Genomic DNA, 21412 nt, shown 5'->3' with positions numbered 1-21412 from the left:
GGTCGGGGGTCACGTCGGTAGCGACCCGCCGTCAACTTAGCCGCTGACCCGTGGAAAGCGGCTCATTGGCCGACCGGGGACCGGAGAAGTCAGATCGCGTACTGCCTCGGCTCGTGCTGCACGGAGATCCAGTGCTCGGTGGTGAATTCGTCAATCGCCCATTGGCCGCCGAAGCGGCCGATCCCGGACGCCTTCTCCCCGCCGAACGCCGTGTTGGCGTCGTCGTTGACGGGCGCGTCGTTGACGTGGGTCATGCCGGGGATGTCCGACGGCATGATCTTGCCCTCGACGTGGTGGGGCATCGACGCGGCTTCCCACAGCACCGAGCGCACCAGGCTCCACTCGAGTTCGGCCTTGGCGAGGGTGCCGCCGGATTCGCGGACCAACCAGTCGATGATCTCGTCGTTGCGCGCCCCCATCACGTCGGCGGCGTCGCGCATCACCTGCGCGCGGGCCATGGGCGGTTGGGCCGCCCAATCTCGGTGCGCCTCAAGGGCCGTCGTGTAGGCCTCGTCGAGGTCGTCTGCGTCGGCCTGGGGGATCTCGGTCAGCACGTCGCCGGTGTAGGGGTCGGTGTCCTGCGGGTCTTGCCGGACGAGCCTGCTCGCCACTGCTTGCCGATCGGCATGGTGTCGAAATCGGGATAGCGGGTCATTTTCATTGCCTACCCGCTGCCGACGGCATTACTCTATTAGGCATGAGTACAACAACGGCGTCGGCGCTGCCGCCGGGACCTCGGCTCCCGTCGTTCGCACTGCTGTTGCTGATGATGCGGTGGTGGCCGCGGATCGTGTCGATCTGCCAACGCCGTTACGGCAACGTGTTCACGCTGACCAATTCGATGGTCGGCTCGATGGTCTACCTCTCCGATCCGGCCGACATCAAGACGGTGTTCGCCGGCGACCCGCGGATTTACCATGCCGGCGAGGCGAATTCGATGTTGGTGGGACTGTTGGGGGACAGCTCGGTGCTGGTCGTCGATGACGAGGTGCACCGCGAGCGCCGCCGGCTGATGATGGCGCCGTTCCACCGTGACGCGGTGGCGCGGCAGGCCGATGTGATGGCCGAGATCGCGGCGGACAACATCGCCGGGTGGCCGGTGGGGGAGCCGTTCGCGGTGGCGCCGAAGATGTCGGAGATCACCCTCGAGGTGATCCTGCGAACGGTGATCGGCGCCAGCGACCCCGATCGGTTGGCCGCGCTGCGCGAGGTGATGCCGCAACTGCTGAACGTCGGGCCGTGGGCATCGGTGGCGATCGCCAAACCCAAGTTGTTGAGACATCGCCTGTGGCAACGGCTGCGCCGCAACATGGATCACGCCGACCGGCTCCTGTATGCCGAGATCGCGGACCGTCGCGCCGATCCCAACCTCGCTGAGCGCACCGATGCGCTGGCGATGCTGGTGCGCGCCGGGGTCGACGACGGCGCGGGGATGACCGACCGGGAGCTGCGCGACCAACTGATCACGCTGTTGGTTGCCGGGCACGACACGACCGCGACCGGGTTGTCCTGGGCGCTGGAGCGGTTGACCCGCAATCCGGATGTGTTGTCAAAGGCCGTGCGGGCGGCCGAATCCGGCGACGACGAGTATCTGGACGCGATCGCCAAGGAGACGCTGCGGAATCGCCCCGTCGTTCCCGATGTCGGCCGGATCCTCACCGAGCCGGTGGAGATCGCCGGTCACCGGCTGCCTGCGGGGGTGATGGTGGTGCCGAGCATCACGCTGGTACACGACGATGCCGCCATCTATCCCGACCCCGACCGTTTCGATCCTGATCGCATGGTCGGCGCGACCCTGAGCCCGACGACATGGCTGCCGTTCGGCGGGGGCAATCGCCGCTGTCTCGGTGCGGGATTCGCGATGGTGGAGATGCGCGTGGTGTTGCGTGAGGTGTTGCGCCGAGTCGAGCTGGCGACGACGAACTCTCCAGGCGAGCGGCAGAAGCTCAAACACGTGATCATGACACCGCACCGCGGTGCGCGAATCACGGTGTCGGCGAAGAAGACTGCCGTGTCGACGGCGGCGGATCAAGCTGCATCAAGATCCGCCACCGCCGACACGTCATCCGCGACGCAGAACTGATCAGGGGATGTCGGTAGCGGGCACGCTGCCGCAAGCGACTCCGGGAATGCACCCGGCGGCGCCTTGCGGTCCGGCCACGCCGGACGGTCCGCCCGGAATGGCGCCCGCGGCGCCCTGCGGTCCGGCTGTGCCGCCCGGGCCGCCGGGGATGGCACCCGTCGCGCCTTGCGGTCCGGCTGCTCCCGCGGGACCGCCGGGGATCGCGCCCGCGGCACCCTCGGGTCCGGCCACGCCGGCCGGGCCCCCGGGGATTGCGCCCGCTGCGCCCTCGGGTCCGGCTACGCCGGCCGGTCCACCCGGAACGGCGCCGGCCGCGGCCGGAGCGCCAGGAGGCGGCGGCGGTGTCCACACACCCGGCGCGGGTGCGGGCGCCGGAGCCGGGGCCGGAGCGACCGCGCAGCCTGTGCCGGCGGGGTCGACGCAGCCCGAGGGGCCACCGGTCGGGAGGAACGACGGCGAAGCAAAGCCTGCAGGCGCGGCAGCGATCGCGGCAGCTGCCGCGCCGGCCACCAGGAGCGGTGAAAACTTCTTCGAGTTGGTCAACATGCCGGTGCTTTTACCACTGTCACCAAAGCTCAAACCTCAAACCCCCGCGTGAGCCCACCTCAAACCCCCGCGAGTGACCGTGTTTGTGCGCCGACACGCCGCGTTTGGCCGTACAAGAGCGGTCGCTCGCGGCGGTTGAGTGGCCGCGCGACGGCTCGAGCCCCGCGACGGCTCGAGTACCACCCGTCAGGAGCGACGGTTCGCCGTGCCGCCGTCGTCGGCGAGGCTGGCGATCTCGCGGTCCCACGCCGCATACCGCACCCGCCGCAGGCACGGCCGGACGCCGACGACGAACATCGCCGCCACCGCCGTCACCGCGAGCCAGAACGACATCGCCGCGACCGCCGCGTCGACCCCGGCTCGCCACCACGGATCCAGCGGCTGCGCGCGACGACCGTCCGGATGGACCGAGATGGCAATGGTCTGCCCAGCTTTGACGGGCCGGTCCCATCGGAAACGCTCGGTGTGCTGAACACCCGCAAACCGCCAATTCGCCTGTACCACGGAGACATCGGTGCCTCGAAGCGCCGTGCTCGTCGCGGTGACGGTGGCAGTCACCGGGTACCGATGCTGGGCTTCTGCGACATACGCGCGGCCACGTTCCTCGTGGATGGCCGTCGCCATCGCCCCGGCGACCGGTATGGCGATCAGCGAGGCCGTCACCGCCAGCACCATCACGAAGGTCTCGACGCGATCGCTCATGCGCACGAGCGGATTTCGACCGAGCGCGTGGATCATCCGCCAGTGCCACCACCCGCGCTGGACCGTCTGCATGGCGCCTCCCTCGGTCGTCCGAGGAATTGACCGAGACCGCCCATCCAAACCTCCTTCCACCCCCTTCGCGAGCGTGCGCGTCGGCACCCGACACGCCGCGAAAAATCAGCACTTTGCGCACGCTCGCGCCGCGCGAACGACCGGCAACATCCGTCACCGACAGCAACCTGTCCCACCCACCCCGAAAACAGCAGCGCAAGCACAACCACGGCAGGCCCGCGGCCGCCCGCCAAGAACGGCGAAGAATATTCAGAGATTCTGGCAAACATGATGTAACTTCAATCGACACACGATGCGGGGTTGGCCGCTGTCGAGGGGTTAATAAAGACGGTGGACGCGACACCATTCGGGCACTACCAGCTGCAGGAACTGATCGGCCGCGGCGGTATGGGCGAGGTCTACCGCGCCTACGACACCAAGACCGACCGCATCGTCGCGCTGAAGGTGTTGCCGCCGAGCATGGCCGCCGACGAGATCTTTCAACAGCGCTTCCGGCGCGAGTCCCAGGCCGCCGCCGGGCTCAACGACCCGCACGTCGTGCCCATTCACGGGTTCGGCGAGATCGACGGCCGCCTCTACCTCGACATGCGCCTCATTGAGGGCCGCAACCTGGGCGCCATCCTCAGCGACGCCGGTAAACGCCCACTCGACACCACGCTCGCGGTCAAGATCGCCGAACAGGTGGCGACGGCTCTCGACGCCGCCCATGCCCGCGGCCTGATCCACCGCGACATCAAGCCGTCGAACATTCTGGTCACCGAACGCCAATTCGTGTACCTCATCGACTTCGGCTTGGCGCGCAGCGCAGGCGAGAAGGGCCTGACCACCGCGGGCAGCACGCTGGGGACGATGGCGTACATGGCCCCCGAACGCTTCGAGGGCAAACCGGTCGACCAGACCGCCGACATCTATGCACTGGCCTGTGTGCTCTACGAGTGCCTGACCGGCGTGCGCCCGTATCCCGCCGACAGCCTCGAGCAGCAGATCGCCGGCCACATGAGCAAGGACGTGCCGAAGCCGTCGGCGGTCGATCCGCGATTGGCGGCCTTCGACGAAGTCATCGCCAAAGGGATGGCCAAGACGCCTGCCAAGCGCTACCAGAAGGCCGGCGACCTGGCCGACGCCGCACGCCGTGCGCTCACCGCACCGGTACGCACCGCAGGCAGCGGCAGGCACCAGGCGCGACGGGCACCGGCAACGGCACGCGCCCGACGGGTGCCACGCCGGGCGCTGGCCATGGCGGCGTCGGTCATGCTGGTCGCGGCGCTTGGCACCTTCGGCGTATTGCAGTGGCGCGGCGACGGCAGCGCCAGACCGGCCAGCGTCGAAGAGACCACGACGCCGCCGCCCGCCGCTGAAGGTGCGGTCGCATCGATCGCGGCGACGGTGCCCGCGGACATCCGGTCGAGGGGCAAGCTCGTCATCGGTGTCAATACCCCTTATGCGCCAAACGAATTCAAAGATGCCGACGGTCAGATCGTCGGCTTCGACGTCGATCTGATGAACGCGATCGCGCGAACGCTGGGTCTGGTTCCCGAATACCGCGAGACCGCGTTCGAGGCCATCCTGCCGTCGGTGCGGGCCGGTGACTTCAATGTCGGCATGTCATCGGTCACCGATACGAAGGAGCGCGAGGAGTCGGTCGACTTCGTCACCTACTTCCAGGCGGGCACGCTGTGGGCGCAGCGGACCGGGTCCGGGTTCACCCCGGCCGACGCATGCGGGCTGCGTATCGGCGTGGCATACGCGACGCTTCAGGAGACCGAGGAAATTCCGGCGAAGAGCAAGGAGTGTGTGGCCGCCGGATCGGCGCCCATCGACGAAGTCGTCTACGTGACGCAGGACGACCTGACCAAGGCGCTGATCAACGGCGAGGTCGACGTCATGGCCACGGACTCACCGGTCGCGGGGTTCGCGATCAAGACCTCGGGCGGTGCGCTGGAGGCCGCAGGAGACGTCTTCAACTCCGCGCCCTACGGCTGGCCGGTGGCCAAGGGGTCCGGGCTGGCCGAGTCGCTGCGCCAGGCGTTGGCGCACCTGATCTCCACCGGCGAGTACCGCACCATCGCGCTGATGTGGGGCGTGGAGAAGGGCATGATCTCCACGCCGCAGATCAACGGCGCGGCCCGTTGATCACGCGCTTCTGGGTACGGGTGTAACCTGAAGGCAGCCGTCTCCGGTTAGCAGCCATCTTTTCCACGCGATGGAACTGCGCTTTGACACCGCGCGCCACTTTCGGCATCGGCCGCAGCGGAACGTAACGAAGGACTTGCTACATGCAGTCGAACGACCTGTTTTCACACCCTCAGCAGCCCGAGTACGTCTCGAGCGAAGACCACTCCAACGAACCCGTGACCAATCCGGTGTTCTCCGACCGCCCCGAACGCGGTCCGTCCACACCCTCGGCATGAACGGCCTCACGGGGACGCGGCGGCTGGCCCGACCCGTCCGCCTCGTGCTCGCACCACAACTCGGCTCCGACATCGACGGTGCCTGGTGGCCCCACACCGGCTCGGTAGCCGGTGAACTGCCCGAGCTGATCGAAACCCTGCACAAGACGCTGGGTGAGATCATCGACATCCGGGTCAACTGGGCGGCCACCGAGGGCACGCTGGACTACAACTCGATCCTGTCGAGCACCCGCACCAAGAATCCCGCCCCGCGCCGGCCGCATCGGCTGATGGTGGTCGCCGGACGTTCTGCGTCGGTGAAACTGCTTGTGATACCGCATATGACGACGCCCGCGCTCGGTGCGATGGTCATGCGGTGCGCGGTCGGTAAATCGAACGACGGCACACCGGAATGCGCGCAGTGGAGCGACGCCGCCGACACGGTCATCCGGGATGCTCAGTCCGACAGCGTGGCCTGGACGGCCCGGGCATAACTGTCAGCGCACGACGATCGTGTGCTCGCCACGCAGCACCAGTTCGCCGATCACGGGTGCGCCCGGAATCTCGCCGGCGATCAGCAGACCACCTGAGGTCTGCGCGTCGGCCAGCAACAGCGCCTCGTCTTCGTCAACGGCGGTCAGGTCGACGTACGGCGCCACCCAGTCCAGGTTGCGCCGAGTTCCGCCGCTGATGTAGCCCTGCGCCAACGCCTCTCGCGCACCGTCGATATAAGGCACCGTCGCGCTGTCGATCACCGCGGTGACATCGCTGGCGCGTGCGAGCTTGTGCAGGTGTCCGAGTAGGCCGAAACCCGTTATATCGGTGGCGCATTCGACACCGGCGGCGACGGCGGCCCGCGCGGCATCGGCGTTCAGCGTGGTCATCACCGCGATCGCCTCCGGGAACGTCTCGCCGGTGTTCTTGTGTCGACTGTTGAGCACCCCGACACCGAGCGGCTTGGTCAACGACAGTGGCACACCCGGCTTACCTGCGTCGTTGCGCAGCAACCGATTCGGATCGGCGACGCCGGTGACGGCCAACCCGTACTTCGGTTCCGGGTCGTCGACGCTGTGCCCGCCGGCCAAGTGGCAGCCCGCGTCGCCGCACACGTCCAGTCCGCCGCGCAGCACCTCGCTGACCAACTCGAACGGCAGCACCTCGCGCGGCCAGCCCAGCAGGTTCACCGCGACGACCGGCCGTCCGCCCATCGCGTACACATCCGACAACGCGTTGGTGGCGGCGATGCGGCCCCAGTCGTACGGGTCGTCGACCACCGGGGTGAAGAAGTCCGTCGTCGCGATCAACGCGACCCCCCCGCCTGAGCCGCCGTCGATGCGCACCGCCGCCGCGTCGTCGCCGTCGCCGAGTCCCACCAGCAGCTCGCCGACCGGATTGCGGGGTGCCGCGCCGGTCAGGCCCCGGACGACGTCTTCGAGCTCACCGGGCGGGATCTTGCACGCGCATCCGCCGCCGTGGGCGTACTGGGTCAGTCGGTAGGTCATCTGCTCGGTCACAGCCTCCATGCTGCCTGGCATGATCGGGCGGTGGGTCAGGGAGGCGTATCCGGTCTGGTGACCGGCGCGGTCTTCAAAATCGCTGAGCGGCAGATTCTGTCGCTGGCGGGTTCGATTCCCGTCCGCCTCCGCCACCCTTTCCGGTGATCAGCCGTCCCACACGACCAGGCCGTCGTCGCGAATCCGGGCCCCGTCCGACGGCTCGTGCGGCACCAGCCGGCCGTCGTGCATCAGGTGCATGACCGGCACCGAGAACCGCAACACCGCGACGTCGGCGACGATCCGGCGGTGGCACCGCCACCACACCGACTCGCTGCACATCATCGCGATGTGTTGTCGCTGCGACTGCTCCACAAGCTCGCCGATGGCGTCGTCGAACTCCTCGGTGCGCGTGTACGCGGCGTAGGCGGCGAACTGCTTGACCCGCCACCACGGATCCTCGGGTTCCGAACCCGCCGGCAGACTTCTGCGTCCGCCCAGTCGCTGCTCCCAGCGGTATGCCAACCCGGCTTCTTCGGCCCACTCGGTGATCGCGGCCATCGCGACGTCGGGGTTGTGCCGGCTGTTCGGATAGCGGCGGATGTCGATGAGCGCCTCGACCTCAGCCTCGCGCAGCAGCCGCGCGAGCTCCGACTTATCGAGCGCACCGTGCCCCACCGACGTCAACACACCACCGGTGTACCCGATCGACGCGATTGCGCCATGATGGCTTCATGCGATTTGTGCACGTTTTGTTGCGCTGGGCGCGCCTGAAGGTGCACAAATCGCAGGGGGTGACCCGGTGACCGATCCGCGACGACGGGTGCCGCGCACCGACGCGCTGCTCGCCGATCCACGCCTGGCCGAGGCATCTAGGGTGCTGGGTCGGACACTGGTGAAAACCGTTGTGGGACAGTCGCAACAACGCGCACGAGCCGGTGAGATCGAGCCTGAGCGGGTCGCCGACGACGCGGTCGCATCGCTGCCCACAAGCGCGGCCACCCTGCGCCCGGTCATCAACGCCACCGGGGTCGTCGTGCACACCAACCTGGGTCGGGCCCCGCTGTCGGAGGCCGCGGTCGACGCGGTCGTCACCGCGAGCGGCGCCACCGACGTGGAGTTCGACCTCGAAACCGGACGCCGGGCCCGGCGCGGACGCGGCGCGCTCGCCGCGTTGGCCCGTGCCGTCCCGACGGCCGGCGGCGTGCACGTCGTCAACAACAACGCCGCCGCGCTGCTGCTCACCGCGATGACCCTGGCACCCGGTAAGGAGATCGTCGTCAGCCGCGGCGAACTGATCGAGATCGGCGACGGCTTCCGCCTGCCCGAGCTGATGGAGTCCACGGGCTCGCGCATCCGCGAGGTCGGCACCACCAACCGCACCCACCTGCGCGATTACACCAACGCGCTCGGCCCAGACACCGGTTTCATCCTCAAGGTGCACCCGTCGAACTACTCGGTCGCGGGATTCACCTCGACGGTCGGTGTGCCCGAGCTCGCCTCCCTCGTCCGGGGCGAGCGAAGCGACGGGAAGAAAGTCGTTCCCCTCGTTGCCGACATCGGCTCCGGTCTCCTCACTCCGCATCCGCTGCTGCCCGATGAGCCCGACGCGACCACGATTCTGCGCGACGGCGCCGACGTCGTCACCGCCAGCGGGGACAAGCTGCTCGGCGGGCCCCAGGCCGGTCTGCTGTTCGGCTCGGCCGAGCTCATCGAGCGGCTGCGCCGCCATCCCGCCGCACGGGCGCTGCGCGTCGACAAGCTGACCCTGGCCGCGCTGGAGGCCACGCTGGTCGGCCCGCCGCCGCCGGTCATACAGGCGCTCGACGCCGACGTCGCCGACTTGCGGGCCCGCGCGCAGGCCCTGGCCGCCCAGCTCCCGGGAGCCGAAGCCGTCCACTGCACCGCCGCGGTCGGCGGTGGTGGCGCGCCCGACGTCGCGCTGCCGAGCGCTGCGGTCAGCCTGCCGGAGGCCTATGCCGCGCCGCTGCGCACCGGCACACCCGCGGTCGTCGGACGGCTGGAGGGCGGCCGGTGCCTGCTGGACCTGCGCACGGTGGCCCCCGGCGACGACGGCCTGCTCGTCCAGGCGGTGCTGGCGTGTACGTCGTAGCGACCGCGGGCCACGTCGACCACGGCAAGTCCACGCTCGTCGAACGCCTCACCGGCATGTGGCCGGACCGGCTCGCCGAGGAGCAGCGACGCGGCCTGACCATCGATCTCGGTTTCGCGTGGACCACGCTCGACGGGCGTGAGGTCGCGTTCGTCGACGTGCCGGGCCACGAACGGTTCGTCGCGAACATGCTCGCCGGCGTGGGCCCCGTCCCCGCCGTCATGTTCGTCGTCGCCGCGACGGAAGGCTGGATGCCGCAGTCCGACGAACACCTCGACGCGCTGAAGGCGCTCGGGGTTCGGCACCTGCTCGTCGTGATCAGCAAGGCCGACCTCGCCGACCCCGCTGACGCGATCGAACAAGTCCGAGAGCGGCTGCCCGACGTTCCGGTGGTGCTCGGCACGGATCTGGAAGCCGTTCGCGCCGCAGTCATTTCGGTTGTCGACGCCCTGCCCGCCCCCGACCGCGACGCCGACGTGCGGCTGTGGGTCGACCGGTCGTTCACCGTCCGCGGCGCGGGCACGGTGGTGACGGGGACGCTGGCGGGGGGCACCTTGCGTGTCGGCGACGAGCTCGAGCACGCGGGACGACGGCTGACGATCCGCGGTCTGCAGTCGCTCGGCGAAGACCGGCGGGAGGTCGGCGCCATCGCGCGGGCCGCGGTGAATGTGCGCGGTGTCGACCGCAGGCACATCGGTCGCGGCGACACCATCCGCACGCCAGGTGCATGGCTGGATACCGCCGAAATCGACGTTCTGTTAAGGGAACCCGGCGAACTGCATCGGCAACTCGTGCTCCACATCGGGTCGGCCGCGGTGCCGGTGCACGTGCGACCGCTCGGCGCGGCGGCCGCACGGCTGCGGCTGACGCGTTCGCTCCCACTTCGAATCGGTGACATCGGCTTGTTGCGCGACCCCGGTGAGCACCGCATCGCCGCGGGCGTCGAGGTGCTCGACGTGCGACCGCCCGCCCTGCGGCGTCGCGGTGCGGCACGCGAGCGCGGTGAGGAACTGGCGACCGGGCGTGTGCGTCCGCCACCGTGTGTCCGCGTAACTGAGTTGCGTGCCATGGGTTTTGACGCCGACGGCACCCGCATCGGGGAGTGGATGGTCGACCAGGACTGGTGGGCGCAGCGTCGCCACCAGATGACGGCGGCGCTCAACGACTGGACAGCCGGGCACGATGTCGCGGCCGGAATGCCGCTGGAAGCCTTACGCCAGCAGTCCGGTGTGCCCGCCGCCGAACTCCTGCTCGCGCTGTTGGAGGGCACCGGACTTCAGGTGGCCGACGGGCTGGTGCGACGCCCTGATGCGGAGTTGCCCGCACGCGTCGACAAGGCCGTGCGAACGGTCGAGGAGTGGTTGGCGGTCGAGCCGTTTCACGCACCGGAGGCCGACGAACTCGCCGACCTGAACCTGGGACCGCGCGAACTCGCGGCGGCGATCCGCGCCGGACGGCTCACCAGGATCGCCGACGGCGTCGTCCTCGGTCCCCAGGCCGTCGACCGCGCCGCAAAGATCCTCGCGGCGTTGCCGCAACCGTTCACCGTCGCCGAGGCCAAGCGCGCGCTGAACACCACTCGGCGGGTCGCGGTGCCGTTGCTCGAACTCCTCGACGCGCGAAAGGTGACCCGCCGCGGCGGCGACGGCACCCGAACGCTTCTGTCGCAGGAGCGCTCAACGCCCAAGCCTCTTTAGCTCCGCAGCCTCCTTAGCTCCAGCGTCATTAGTTCCACCAGCCGCACTGGCTCTACCAGTCTCACTGGTTTCTGGTGGGTTCCACATCGCAAGTGCCCGCCTCAGAGCGAATTATTCGTTCCGAGCGAATAATTCGCTGATAGCTGGGCAGTGTCGAAGGGCTGTCTGCTGGGGCCGGGCGGCGCCGAGGGGCTCTGTGCTGGAGGCTGGCTGAGGACTATGACTGGCTTACGCGGGCGTCCGCCCGTTTCGTACCTGACTGAGCGCATGTCCCGTCACAACCCCAGTTCGCTCAGACCCGGATGGTCGGCCGGCCGCGGGCCGGAGCGGTCCCAGTGGAACAACCGTTGCTCGTCGGTGATCGCGACATCGTTGATGCTCGCGTGGCGCGTCTTCATCAGCCCGTCGGCGGCGAACTCCCAGTTCTCGTTGCCGTACGCCCGGAACCACCGGCCCTCGGCATCGTGATATTCGTAGGCGAACCGGACCGCGATGCGCTCGTCGCCGTACGCCCACAGTTCCTTGATCAGTCGATACTCGAGTTCTTGCTTCCACTTGCCGGTCAGGAACTCGATGATCTCTTCGCGGCCCTGAAGAAAGGTCGATCGGTTGCGCCACCGGCTGTCCGGTGTGTAGCCCTGCGCGACGCGTGCGGGATCGCGAGTGTTCCAGTTATCCTCTGCAGCACGGATTTTTGCGACGGCGGTGTCGTGAGTGAATGGCGGTACCAACGGCGGTGGGCTCATCGCGTGTCCTTCTCCGTGCATTGAAACGGGTTCACGTACAAACCGTACGCTCGGCGTGAGTATTCCGACGCACGGCTAGCGTTCCGACTTGATCACCTGCGCCAAACTGAACTGCCACCGCTCGACCAGTCGGAAACCCATGTCGTGGCTGACTGCGAACGCCCGCGTCCCGCCGAAAAGAGGGCCGGGTGGAATCGCCACCCCCTCTTCATGTTCGGGGGCATTCGGGTCGGCCTGCGTGATGATCCAGACGACGCCGCAGTGTTCGAGCGGTCCGACCGAGGCCTCGGGGATCAGGTTGGTGTCGAACACGTGGCGGCGGTCGGCGGCGCGCTGCCACAGGCTGACGTCCACCAGGCCGGCGTAGGCGTCGGGACGCGCGGCCATCAACGGTCGCATCGGCGCGGGATGGAAGGTGACGGTGTCGTTGACCAGCAAGCAGTCACCCGCGGCGGCCTCCGCGGAGACCAGGTTCGCCACCGGGCTGTAGTCCATGTGGTACTTCGCGTACGGACCGCGTTGCACGGCAATGAAAGTGGGCGCCGCGAGCAAGGCGAACACCGCCACGATGGCAGTCGCCACCCACGCGGAGCGCGCCACCGCGATGATGCAGACGCCCAGCAGCAGCGCCATGGCCGGTGCGGTGAAGCACAGATACCGGGGGGTGTAGAGCGGTTCGCGCACCGCCGAGTACGCGACGATCAACGCCGTCGGGATCACCGACCAGGCGACGGCCAGCACGACGGCTTCCCGCTCCCCGGCGCTCGGGCGCCTCGCGAAGACCCAGACCCCGATCGCCGCGAGGACCACGACCAACGACAGCGCCGCGAAATACGGGTTCCGATCGAAATACTGTTGTACGGCAAGGTCTTCGAACGTGCGCGAGCCGATCGGCGTGATCCAGCTGATCTGCTGGGCCTGCCCGGCGACCACCGCGACAAACGGCGCCATCACCGCGACGATCACACCCGATGTGATCGCAAACGGCAGCACCACCGTCCGTCGCCGCCGGAACGCCAGGACGAACACCGCGTGCGCGAGGACCAGCAACGCCAGGTAGACGTCGAAGAGGATCGACACCGCCAGCAGACCGCCGTAAGCCCCCCAGATCCAACGGGATTCGCGTCCGGCGGCCCACACCAGTGCCACGGCCAGCCAGACCGCCAGCATCATCGTCAGCGCATACGGGCGCGCTTCTATACCCGCCCACGTCGCCCGGGGCAGGATCGCGCACATGACGCCGGCCGTGAGCCCGACCGCCCGCGACGACAGCTGCCGACCCAGCACCACCACCCCAGCCGCGGCGGCCCCGACGGCTAGGCCGCTTGGCACCCGAGACCAGAACTCGGTCGGCGGCACGATGGTGAACCAGCCGTGCATCAGCATGTAGTACAGGCCGTGTACGGCGTCGACGTCGCCGAGCATCTGCCACAGCGCAGACAGCGGCCGACTGTAGGACGCCGAGATCGTCGCGGCCTCGTCGTACCAGAACGACGGTCGTCCGGCGCCCGCGAGGCTCACCGCGGCACCGAGAATGCCGACGAGCAGCGGTTCCAGCCACGTGAGCCGACCGCGGGCGGCGACGTCTACCAGACGCGGATCCAGTCGATGAGCATGGCCGACGGATAGGGCGCCTGACGCGGATCCCCGCCGCCCGAGCCGCCGACCGCCAGGTTGAAGATGGCCTGCAGCCAGTATCCGGGGATACCGAACGGCCACCGCAGGTCGCCAGGCCGGCCGTGGACCGGGATCGGGTTGTTGTTAACCGTGAAGTACGGCTCGGCGCCGTCGACGTAGTCGCGCCAGAAGCTGAACCCCTCCTCGCCCCAGTGCACTCGCCAGTTGTGCCAGGCAGGGTCGACCAGCCCGGGAATGGACTTCCCCTTCCAGGTCCGGCCGTTGGACGCGGCGTGCACGGTGGTCCCGGGCGGCCAGTCGCCGTTGCCGTAGTACTCCAAGACGTCGACCTCGCCGTCCGGCAGCGGGTCCTGGTTCAGCAACCAGTAGGCGGGCCAAAGACCCGGGTGCATGCAGTCCAACTTGATGCGCGCTTCCCAGGTGGTTCCGATCTGGCCGCGGAAGTGGCTGAGCACTTTGCCGCTGAAGTACTGGTCGCCTTCCTGGGTGGCGCACAGCACGAGGTTGGAGTTGCCGTCGATGAACACGTTGCGGCGGTCGTCGCGGTAGTGGCCCGCGATCGGCGGGTTCACCGGGTCGTCCCAGCTCTGGATGATCCACTTCGAGCGGTCGGGCGCCGATCCGGCCGGACCGTCGAATTCGTCCTGGAAGAGGTAGGTTCCGGCCGCCGCGTCCGGTGGTGGTTGCGACGGCGGAGACGGCCGAACCGGCGAGGCGTTGGCCAGCGGCGAAGGGATAGCGGCCGCGCCCAAGGCGGCGGCTCCGGTCATCATCATCAGGGTGCGACGGTCGATTTCGGCCACAGCAGCACCATAGAGGGTGCAAACCATGATCGGGTCGGGTTCCGGCCACCGTGGCGCCCACAGCAGCCATCCGACGACGATGGCAGTTCGCGCCGCACTCCGTGTGACTAGGCGCAACGCCGAGATACGCCCGGTTCGTAGCAACCGCAGTCCGCACGCGGTTTGATGGGAGCAACGTCGGGTAAGGAGCCTTCGAGGCCTGAAGGAGGCGCAGTGGACATCAAGGGGTTGTTCCAGTCGTGGCCGGTGTACCGGCAGCTCACGGGCCAGGACCCGTTGGGGCGTGGCCACGCCGCCCAGTCGAAGCGCTCGATCGAGTTGACCCCGCGCACCGTCGAAGCCGACCGGGTCGCGCACTCCGTTTGCCCGTACTGCGCGGTGGGGTGTGCGCAGAAGGTCTACGTCAAGGACGAGAAGGTCATCCAGATCGAGGGCAACCCCGACAGTCCCGTTTCACGAGGCCGCCTGTGCCCCAAGGGATCTGCAAGCAAGCAGCTCGTCACCGGTCCGCAACGGTTGACCAAGGTGCGCTACCGTCCGCCGTACGCCACCGAGTGGCAGGACCTCGATCTCGACACGGCCATGGACATGGTCGCCGACCGGGTGCTCGACGCGCGCGACAAGGGTTGGCAGCAGTTCGACGCCGACCGCAACACGCTGCGAAGGACCATGGGCATCGCGAGCCTCGGCGGCGCGACGCTGGACAACGAAGAGAACTACCTGATCAAGAAGCTCTTCACCGCCTTGGGCGCGTTACAGATCGAGAACCAGGCGCGTATTTGACACAGCGCCACGGTTCCCGGTCTGGGAGCTTCCTTCGGTCGCGGCGGGGCGACGGACTACCAGCAGGACCTCGCCAATTCGGATTTCATCGTGATCATGGGTTCGAACATGGCCGAAGCCCATCCGGTCGGGTTCCAGTGGGTGGTCGAGGCCAAGTTGCGCGGCGCCAAGGTTGTGCACATCGACCCGCGGTTCACCCGCACCAGCGCGCTGGCCGACCGGCACCTCACGCTGCGGGCGGGCAGTGACATCGCCTTCCTCGGCGGGGTCATCAACTACATCCTGAGCAACGACCTCGACTTCCGCGAATACGTCACCGCCTACACCAACGCCTCGTTCCTGGTCGACGAGCGGTTCCAGGACGCCGAGGACCTCAACGGGTTGTTCTCCGGCTACGACGACGAATCCGCGTCCTACGACCCGTCGACGTGGCAGTACCAGCGGACCGATCGCGAAGGCGGCGGGTCCGGGGCCAAGGAGCAGGCCGCGCCGGACCAGCAGGGTTCGGGCGGCGCACCCATCGACGACACCGCGCATCGGATCCCCAGCGATCCGACGCTGCAGCACCCCCGCTGCGTCTTCCAGATCCTGAAACGGCACTACGCCCGCTACACCCCGGAGATGGTGGAACGCGTCTGCGGCGTGCCTGCAGAGGATTTCCTCGACGTCGCGCGGGCGTGGGCCGAGAACTCCGGCCGCGAGCGCACCGCCGCACTGGTGTACAGCGTCGGGTGGACCCAGCACACGCTGGGAGCGCAGTTCATCCGCGCCGGGTCGATCATCCAACTGCTGCTGGGCAACATCGGCCGCCCCGGCGGGGGAGTGTTCGCACTGCGCGGGCACGCCAGCATCCAGGGCTCGACCGACGTGCCGACGCTGTTCAACCTGCTGCCCGGCTACCTCGCGATGCCGCACGCCGGCCAAGAGACGCTCTCGCAGTACGTCGACGACATCCGCGGCGACCACCAGAAAGGCTTCTGGCACAACGCCGATACCTACATGGTGTCGCTGCTCAAGGAGTACTGGGGCGAAAACGCCACCGCTGACAACGACTTCTGCTTCGACTATCTGCCCCGCATCAACGGCGATCACGGCACCTACCGCGCGGTGATGGACATGGTCGACGGCAATGTGTTCGGATACTTCCTGCTGGGGCAGAACCCCGCGGTCGGGTCTGCGCACGGCCGATTGCAGCGCCTCGGCATGGCCAACCTGGACTGGCTGGTGGTGCGCGACCTCGTCGAAATCGAAAGCGCGACATTCTGGCAGAACGCGCCGGAGATCGAGACCGGCGAGATCGACCCGCTGACCTGCCGCACCGAAGTGTTCCTGTTCCCGGCGGCCTCGCACGTCGAGAAGTCCGGCACGTTCACCCAGACGCAGCGCAAACTGCAGTGGCGCGAACAAGCGGTCGAACCGTCCGGCGACGCCCGCTCCGAGCTCTGGTTCTTCTACCACCTGGGCCGGATCCTGCGCGAAAAACTCGCCGGCTCAACCGATGAGCGGGACCGTCCTGTGCTGGACCTGTCGTGGGACTACAAGCTCGACGGTGACGAGCCGTCAGCCGCAGACGTGCTCCGGCGCATCAGCGGCGTGGATCTGACGACCGATCGCGCCGTCGACGGCTATACCTCGCTGAAGTCCGACGGTTCCACGATGTGTGGCTGTTGGATCTACAGCGGCGTGTACGCCGACGAGGTCAACCAGGCAGCGCGGCGCGAGCCACACGACGACTCCCAATGGGGTTGGGCGTGGCCGATGAACCGCCGCGTGCTCTACAACCGCGCGTCGGCCGACCCGCAGGGCAGGCCGTGGAGCGAGCGCAAGAAGCTCATCTGGTGGGACCCCGATAAGGGGGAGTGGACGGGTTACGACGTCCCGGACTTCGAGAAGACCAAACCGCCCGACTACGAACCACCTTCGGACGCAGTCGGTGTCGAGGCGCTGCGCGGCGACGACGCGTTCGTCATGCAGGCCGACGGCAAGGGATGGCTGTTCGCGCCCAACGGCGTGCTCGACGGACCGCTGCCGACGCACTACGAACCGCACGAGTCGCCGATGGCCAATGCCCTCTACATGCAGCAGGGAAACCCGGCGCGCAAGGTGTACGGGCGAGCGGACAACCCGTCGAACCCGTCGCCGCCGGAGTTGCACGGCGAGGTGTTCCCGTTCGTCTTCACCGCCGCACGGTTGACCGAACACCACACGGCGGGCGGGATGAGCCGCCAGTTGCCGTATCTCAGCGAGCTGCAGCCCGGTCTGTTCGTCGAGGTGTCACCCGAGCTGGCGGCCGAACGCGGTCTGACGCATATGGAATGGGCGCACGTGGTGACCAGCCGCTCGGCGGTCGACGCGCGGGTGTTCGTGACCGACCGGATGCGGCCGTTGCGCGTCGAGGACCGGGTCGTGCACCAGGTCTGGATGCCTTATCACTGGGGCAGTGTCGGTTTGATCGACGGCGACGTGGTCAACGACCTGCTCGGGGTGGTGGCCGATCCGAACGTGTTCATCCAGGAGAGCAAGGTCGCGACGTGTGACATCCAGCCCGGGCGGCGGCCGCGGGGTCCTGCGCTGCTGCAGTACATCGCGATGTACCGCGAGCGTGCCCGGATCACCCCCGAGACCGGTACCAACCTGGACACCACCGGGCCGTCGGAAGACCACACCGAGGAGCAGTCATGAGCCACAACAGCTTCTACGGCCCTCTCGACGACGTCGCCGCCGACGCGGGCTACGACGAACATCCGCCGCGGATGGGCTTTTTCACCGACACTTCGGTGTGCATCGGCTGCAAGGCGTGCGAGGTCGCATGCAAGGAGTGGAACGAGGTACCCGACAGCGGTTACAACCTGCTCGGCATGTCGTTCGACAACACCGGTGAGCTGGGAGCGAATTCGTGGCGGCACGTCGCGTTCATCGAGCAGCCGTCACAGGAACGGGTGGACCTCGGGATCCCCGGTTTCGAGCGCCCCGGCGACACGATGAGCCCCGAGACCCGCCAGGACTTCCGCTGGTTGATGAGCAGCGACGTCTGCAAGCACTGCACCCACGCCGGGTGTCTCGATGTGTGCCCGACAGGCGCGCTGTTCCGCACTGAGTTCGCGACCGTCGTTGTGCAGCAGGACATTTGCAACGGGTGCGGTTACTGTGTGTCCGGCTGCCCATACGGGGTTATCGAGCGGCGCGAGGGTGACGGCCGGGCATGGAAGTGCACGCTGTGCTACGACCGTCTGCGTGACGGCCTGGAGCCCGCCTGCGCGAAGGCGTGTCCGACGGACTCCATCCAGTTCGGTGTGCTCGACGAGCTGCGGGAGCGAGCCGCCCTGCGTGTCAACGAGTTACACGAGCGGGGCGTCACCGAGGCGCGGCTGTACGGCGAGGATCCCAACGACGGTGTCGGCGGTGACGGCGCATTCTTCCTGCTGCTCGACGAACCTGAGGTGTACGGGCTGCCGCCGGATCCCGTGGTGCCGACACGCGACATGGGCGCGATGTGGCGTTACGCGGGCATGGCGGCGTCGGCGATGATCGGTATCGCCGTGTCCTCGTTCTTCGGAGGGCGCAGCTGATGCCCCGCGAACAACTCGCCGTGCCGAAGGCCGAATTCCGCTCGTACTACGGCAAGCAGATCCTCAAGACCCCGGTGTGGGACTGGAGAATTGCGGCGTACCTGTTCTGCGGCGGGCTGTCCGGCGGCGCGGCGATGCTCGCGGCGGGAGCGGACCTGACGGGGCGGACCGAGCTGCGCAAGGTTACCCGAATCGGTTCGCTGGTCAGCGTTTTGGCGAGCCTGTACTTCCTGATTGCCGACCTCGGGCGGCCGGAGCGCTTCCACCACATGCTGCGGGTGGCCAAGCCCAGCTCTCCGATGAGCATGGGCACCTGGATCTTGTCGGCGTACGGTCCCGGATCGGGCGTGATCGCGGTGGCCGAGCTGATGCCGCGTCGACTACGCAAGACAGCGTTGGGTCGGTTTGTGGAGTGGGCGGCGCGACCGGCCGGGCTGTGGGCGGCGGGAACAGCGTCGGGAGTGGCGTCATACACGGCAGTTCTGTTGTCGCAGACGGCTGTTCCGGCGTGGCGGGAGGCGCACCCGTATTTGCCGTTCGTGTTCACGGGTTCGGCGGCGGCCAGTGGCGCCGGGCTGGGGATGTTGTTGGCGCCCTACGACGAGACCGGTCCGGCACGCCGCATGGCGGTACTGGGCGCGGGTATGGAGGTGGCGGCGTCGCGGCTGATGGAACGGCGGATGGGCGTCGAGGGCGAGGCGTACACCACGGGACGACCGCACCGGTTGCGTCAGGCATCGGAGGTGCTGACCGTGGGAGGAGCCGTCGGCGCTCTGCTCGGGCGCAACCGCGCGACGATGGCCGCGTCGGGGGCGGCGCTGCTCGTGGGCAGTGCGCTGCAGCGGTTCGGGGTGTTCGAGGCCGGCGTGGCGTCGACGCGCGACCCGAAGTACGTCGTGGTTCCGCAGCGGGAGCGGGTGGATGCCCGCGAGCGCCTACGCACGAGAATGCACTGAGGGCTGTTCACGACCGACCACAACCCTGAGTGCAATCTCGCCCATAGGACCATGAACAACATCCATCCGGCCGGTTGCTCCGTCGGATACCGTGTCCGTCCATGACCGTACCGACCACCGAAGCGCAGCCGCCGCGGTCGACTCCTGCGCAGACTCGGCGGGCGATCTGGAACACGATCCGCGGCTCGTCGGGAAACCTCGTCGAGTGGTACGACGTCTACATCTACACGGTGTTCGCCTCGTACTTCGAAGCGCAGTTCTTCGACGAGTCCGAGAAGAACTCGACGGTGTACGTCTACGCGATCTTCGCGGTGACCTTCGTGATGCGGCCGGTCGGGTCGTGGTTCTTCGGACGGTTCGCCGATCGGCGGGGCCGGCGTGCGGCGCTGACGGTCAGTGTGTCGCTGATGGCGTTCTGTTCGATGGTGATCGCGCTGGTGCCGTCGCAGGCGACGATCGGGATCGCCGCGCCGATCGTCCTGGTGCTCGCGCGCCTTGTGCAGGGATTCGCGACCGGGGGCGAGTACGGGACATCGGCGACGTACATGTCCGAGGCCGCGACCCGCGAACGTCGCGGCTTCTTCTCGAGCTTCCAGTACGTCACGCTGGTGGGCGGGCACGTGCTGGCGCAGTTCACGCTGCTGGTGCTCGACGCGTTCCTCAGTGAAGACCAGCTGCGCGACTTCGGCTGGCGCATCGGTTTCGCGATCGGTGGGGTTGCGGCGGTCGTGGTGTTCTGGCTGCGTCGCACCATGGACGAGTCGCTCAGCGAGGACGTCATCGAGGCGACGAAAGCCGGCGAGGACAAGGGCGCCGGCTCAATGCGCGAGCTGTTCACCCGCTACTGGAGACCGCTGCTGCTGTGCTTCCTGATCACCATGGGCGGCACCGTCGCGTTCTACACCTACAGCGTCAACGCCCCGGCGATCGTGAAGACCGCCTACAAGGGCGAAGGTATGACGGGCACATGGATCAACCTGATTGGCCTGATCTTCCTGATGCTGTTGCAGCCGGTCGGCGGGATGATCAGCGACAAGGTCGGACGCAAACCGTTGCTGCTGTGGTTCGGCTTCGGCGGGTTGGTCTACACCTACATCCTGATCACCTACCTGCCCGAAACCCGTTCTCCGCTCACCTCTTTCCTGCTGGTGGCGGTTGGGTACGTCATCCTCACCGGCTACACCTCGATCAACGCGCTGGTGAAGTCGGAGCTGTTCCCGGTGCACGTTCGGGCGCTCGGCGTCGGTGTGGGATACGCGTTGGCGAACTCGATGTTCGGCGGCACGGCGCCGTTGATCTACCAGGCGCTCAAGGAACGCGATCAGGTGCCGCTGTTCATCGGATACGTCACGGTATGCATCGCGATCTCGCTCGTCGTCTACCTGTTCTTCCTGAAGAACAAGTCCGAGACATTCCTGGACCGCGAACGCGGGGCGGCGTTCGTCCGCTGACCACTGCTTTTCATAGCCCGTTGGATTCGCCTGCGCACCAGGCTGTTTGGCTGGTTCAGTTCACCTGGGGTGGTGGTTGGGGTTGGAAGGGTTCGTACCAGCGCCATTGGGCGGGTTCGCCGAGGGGTCCGGGGCAGGGCGCGACGTCGGGTGGGGGTCCGGTGGGTGTGCGGGCCAGCGATCCGGGGTGCAGTGGTTGGCCTTCGCGGGTGGTGACGCGTAGCTGGTGGGCAGGTCCGGTGATGGTGATGTCGCCGCTGTGGTGCAGCCGGTGATGATACGGGCAGACCAGCACCAGGTTGTCCAGTTCGGTGGGCCCGCCGTCTTCCCAGTGCACGAGGTGATGAGCGTGCAGTCCGCGGGTGGCCCC

The 21412-nt window shown here is 67.9% G+C and carries 19 protein-coding genes and 1 tRNA gene; 11 read left to right on the top strand and 9 right to left on the bottom strand.

The window, feature by feature from the left end; all coding sequences use genetic code 11:
- Positions 1-89: 89 nt before the first annotated feature.
- On the bottom strand, positions 90-611 hold the full coding sequence (locus A5759_RS26510) for an aldehyde dehydrogenase family protein (RefSeq protein WP_068193223.1): 522 nt from the start codon (positions 609-611) through the stop codon (positions 90-92).
- An 86-nt stretch (positions 612-697) separates the two neighbouring features.
- On the opposite strand from A5759_RS26510, the gene A5759_RS02085 reads away from it, so the two are divergent.
- Entirely contained in the window at positions 698-2083 is a 1386-nt protein-coding gene (locus A5759_RS02085) for a cytochrome P450 (protein ID WP_068193219.1), read from the top strand.
- Here the strand turns inward: A5759_RS02085 and A5759_RS02080 are convergent, their stop codons facing one another.
- Both A5759_RS02080 and A5759_RS02075 read right to left on the bottom strand, forming a co-directional pair.
- On the bottom strand, positions 2084-2629 hold the full coding sequence (locus A5759_RS02080; RefSeq protein ID WP_068193216.1) for a hypothetical protein: 546 nt from the start codon (positions 2627-2629) through the stop codon (positions 2084-2086).
- Between the two features lie 186 nt (positions 2630-2815).
- Positions 2816-3403, bottom strand: a complete 588-nt coding sequence (locus A5759_RS02075; protein ID WP_082961918.1) for a hypothetical protein — start codon at positions 3401-3403, stop codon at positions 2816-2818.
- A 330-nt stretch (positions 3404-3733) separates the two neighbouring features.
- Here A5759_RS02075 and A5759_RS02070 point away from each other — a divergent pair, with 330 nt between their 5' ends.
- The 3 genes from A5759_RS02070 (at position 3734) to A5759_RS02065 (ending at position 6287) form a co-directional block, all read left to right on the top strand.
- On the top strand, positions 3734-5536 hold the full coding sequence (locus A5759_RS02070; RefSeq protein ID WP_068193212.1) for a bifunctional serine/threonine-protein kinase/transporter substrate-binding domain-containing protein: 1803 nt from the start codon (positions 3734-3736) through the stop codon (positions 5534-5536).
- A gap of 143 nt (positions 5537-5679) precedes the next feature.
- Positions 5680-5814 carry a hypothetical protein gene (locus tag A5759_RS26430; protein ID WP_255361605.1) on the top strand — a complete coding sequence of 45 codons (135 nt, stop codon included), beginning with the start codon at positions 5680-5682 and terminating at the stop codon, positions 5812-5814.
- Positions 5811-6287 (top strand): DUF5994 family protein, encoded by a 477-nt coding sequence (locus A5759_RS02065; RefSeq protein WP_066845746.1) that lies wholly within the window; start codon positions 5811-5813, stop codon positions 6285-6287. Before A5759_RS26430 ends, A5759_RS02065 begins: the two co-directional genes overlap by 4 nt.
- A gap of 3 nt (positions 6288-6290) precedes the next feature.
- On the opposite strand, the gene selD is transcribed toward A5759_RS02065, so the two are convergent.
- The gene (gene selD, locus A5759_RS02060) at positions 6291-7295 is read right to left on the bottom strand and encodes a selenide, water dikinase SelD (protein ID WP_068193276.1); all 1005 of its coding nucleotides are present in this window, start codon (positions 7293-7295) and stop codon (positions 6291-6293) included.
- A gap of 51 nt (positions 7296-7346) precedes the next feature.
- On the opposite strand from selD, the gene A5759_RS02055 reads away from it, so the two are divergent.
- Positions 7347-7441, top strand: a tRNA-Sec gene (locus tag A5759_RS02055).
- A gap of 13 nt (positions 7442-7454) precedes the next feature.
- Here A5759_RS02055 and A5759_RS02050 read toward each other — a convergent pair.
- Complete coding sequence (locus A5759_RS02050) at positions 7455-7976, bottom strand: DUF488 family protein (protein WP_068193209.1); 522 nt, start codon at positions 7974-7976, stop codon at positions 7455-7457.
- A 112-nt stretch (positions 7977-8088) separates the two neighbouring features.
- On the opposite strand from A5759_RS02050, the gene selA reads away from it, so the two are divergent.
- Together selA and A5759_RS02040 are read left to right on the top strand one after the other, a co-directional pair.
- The gene (selA, locus tag A5759_RS02045; protein WP_068193206.1) at positions 8089-9399 is read left to right on the top strand and encodes an L-seryl-tRNA(Sec) selenium transferase; all 1311 of its coding nucleotides are present in this window, start codon (positions 8089-8091) and stop codon (positions 9397-9399) included.
- Entirely contained in the window at positions 9387-11096 is a 1710-nt protein-coding gene (locus tag A5759_RS02040; RefSeq protein WP_068193203.1) for a selenocysteine-specific translation elongation factor, read from the top strand. Before selA ends, A5759_RS02040 begins: the two co-directional genes overlap by 13 nt.
- A 275-nt stretch (positions 11097-11371) precedes the next feature.
- Here the strand turns inward: A5759_RS02040 and A5759_RS02035 are convergent, their stop codons facing one another.
- The 3 genes from A5759_RS02035 to A5759_RS02025 all read right to left on the bottom strand — a co-directional run bounded on the left by A5759_RS02035 (position 11372) and on the right by A5759_RS02025 (position 14274).
- A complete protein-coding gene (locus A5759_RS02035; RefSeq protein ID WP_068193273.1) occupies positions 11372-11842 on the bottom strand; it encodes a nuclear transport factor 2 family protein in 471 nt (156 codons plus the stop codon).
- A gap of 75 nt (positions 11843-11917) precedes the next feature.
- Positions 11918-13435, bottom strand: a complete 1518-nt coding sequence (locus A5759_RS02030; RefSeq protein ID WP_068193270.1) for a glycosyltransferase family 39 protein — start codon at positions 13433-13435, stop codon at positions 11918-11920.
- Positions 13429-14274: a family 16 glycosylhydrolase gene (locus A5759_RS02025; protein ID WP_068193267.1), complete on the bottom strand. Its 846-nt coding sequence runs from the start codon at positions 14272-14274 to the stop codon at positions 13429-13431. Before A5759_RS02025 ends, A5759_RS02030 begins: the two co-directional genes overlap by 7 nt.
- Positions 14275-14496: 222 nt before the next feature.
- On the opposite strand from A5759_RS02025, the gene fdh reads away from it, so the two are divergent.
- The 4 genes from fdh to A5759_RS02000 all read left to right on the top strand — a co-directional run bounded on the left by fdh (position 14497) and on the right by A5759_RS02000 (position 21042).
- Positions 14497-17748 (top strand): formate dehydrogenase, encoded by a 3252-nt coding sequence (gene fdh, locus A5759_RS02015; protein ID WP_156616772.1) that lies wholly within the window; start codon positions 14497-14499, stop codon positions 17746-17748.
- Positions 17745-18635, top strand: a complete 891-nt coding sequence (locus A5759_RS02010) for a 4Fe-4S dicluster domain-containing protein (protein WP_068193197.1) — start codon at positions 17745-17747, stop codon at positions 18633-18635. The genes fdh and A5759_RS02010 overlap by 4 nt, the downstream gene beginning before the upstream one ends.
- Positions 18635-19591: an NrfD/PsrC family molybdoenzyme membrane anchor subunit gene (gene nrfD / locus A5759_RS02005; protein WP_068193194.1), complete on the top strand. Its 957-nt coding sequence runs from the start codon at positions 18635-18637 to the stop codon at positions 19589-19591. The genes A5759_RS02010 and nrfD overlap by 1 nt, the downstream gene beginning before the upstream one ends.
- 101 nt (positions 19592-19692) lie before the next feature.
- Positions 19693-21042, top strand: coding sequence for an MFS transporter (locus A5759_RS02000; protein WP_068193190.1), 1350 nt, complete (start codon positions 19693-19695; stop codon positions 21040-21042).
- 55 nt (positions 21043-21097) lie between these two features.
- On the opposite strand, the gene A5759_RS01995 is transcribed toward A5759_RS02000, so the two are convergent.
- Positions 21098-21412, bottom strand: a 315-nt coding sequence (locus tag A5759_RS01995; protein WP_197505927.1) for an HNH endonuclease signature motif containing protein, incomplete at its 5' end; no start/stop codon positions are given.

The sequence above is a fragment of the Mycobacterium sp. 852014-52144_SCH5372336 genome (assembly GCF_001665615.1).
Lineage (GTDB): Bacteria > Actinomycetota > Actinomycetes > Mycobacteriales > Mycobacteriaceae > Mycobacterium > Mycobacterium neumannii_A.
This window is presented reverse-complemented; position numbering and strand designations above follow the sequence as displayed.